Source organism: Flavobacterium anhuiense, from assembly GCF_004151235.1.
GTDB lineage: Bacteria > Bacteroidota > Bacteroidia > Flavobacteriales > Flavobacteriaceae > Flavobacterium > Flavobacterium anhuiense_A.
Window position 1 is genome coordinate 1 of record NZ_JUIV01000043.1, and the last position, 1,269, is coordinate 1,269.

Genomic DNA, 1,269 nt, shown 5'->3' on the forward strand with positions numbered 1-1,269 from the left:
GAATGTGTAGAATTGGTTTTAAAGAAAAAATATTCAGCTGGATATGTTTCAAAATTGAAACAGACCGCAAGATGGAATATTCGTAAATGGGTCAGTTTTTATGAGGCATATGGTGAAATTGGTTTATTGCCACGAATAAATCAAATTTATTCAACCGATTTTAAGCTAAAAGTACTAAGGAGCATAGAAAAGGATTCTCTTTCTTTGATGCAGGCTGGTGTAAGATTTAATATTCCCAGCATTTCTATAATTTTAAAATGGAAAAAAGATTTTGCTAACTTTGGATTGGCAGGATTAAAACTAAAGCAACCAGGCAGACCTATATCGATGAGTGACCATAAAGGCAAAAAGCGCAAATCAGACAAGCTTCTGACAAGAGAAGAAGAACTATTAAAGGAAAATGAAAGACTTCGTTGTGAGAATGAATTGCTAAAAAAGCTTCAGGCCTTAATTCAAGCCAAGAAAAATCCAAAGCCATAAACGAATTAAGGCATAAATTTGGTTTAGAACTACTTCTGAACCTGACAAACATGGCGCGCAGCAGTTTTTATTATCATCAAAAACAAAGTAAATCACCTGATAAATATAAAGAGACTAAAGAGTTGATTAAAGTTATTTATCAAAGACATAAAGGACGTTATGGTTACAGACGAATAACTGATGAACTGCATAACCAAGGACTGGTTGTCAATCATAAAACAGTTCTCAGATTAATGAATCTATTAGGGTTAAAAAGTAATATTAGGGTAAAAAAATATAAATCTTATAAAGGAGAAAATGGCAAAATAGCTCCCAATATACTGGAACGAAATTTTAAAGCACAAGCTCCAAATCAAAAATGGGCAACTGATATAACAGAGTTTAACGTAGCTGGGAATAAATTATATCTCTCGCCAATAATTGACTTGTTTAATCAAGAAATTATAAGCTATGAACTTAAAGAGAGACCAGTGTTCATTCAAGTAGTTATGATGCTGAAAAAAGCCTTTAGAAAAATACCGGACAATACAAATCTAATACTTCATTCTGACCAAGGCTGGCAATATCAAATGAGCCGGTACCAACATCTATTAGAACAAAAAGGAATCAGACAAAGCATGTCAAGAAAAGGAAACTGCTTGGATAATGCAATTATTGAAAACTTCTTTGGGACATTGAAATCTGAAATGTTTTATACCCAAAAATTCAAATCAATAGAACAATTAAAAAAAGAAATTAATAAGTATATTACCTATTACAATAACGAAAGAATTAAATCAAATTTAAACA

The 1,269-nt window shown here is 31.5% G+C and carries 2 protein-coding genes; both read left to right on the forward strand.

The features are described from left to right. Positions 1-480 (forward strand): helix-turn-helix domain-containing protein (locus NU08_RS22175; RefSeq protein WP_410501072.1); only part of this gene is annotated, 480 nt, incomplete at its 5' end. Next, positions 477-1,269 (forward strand): IS3 family transposase (locus NU08_RS22180; protein ID WP_242502631.1); only part of this gene is annotated, 793 nt, incomplete at its 3' end. The genes NU08_RS22175 and NU08_RS22180, both read left to right, overlap by 4 nt.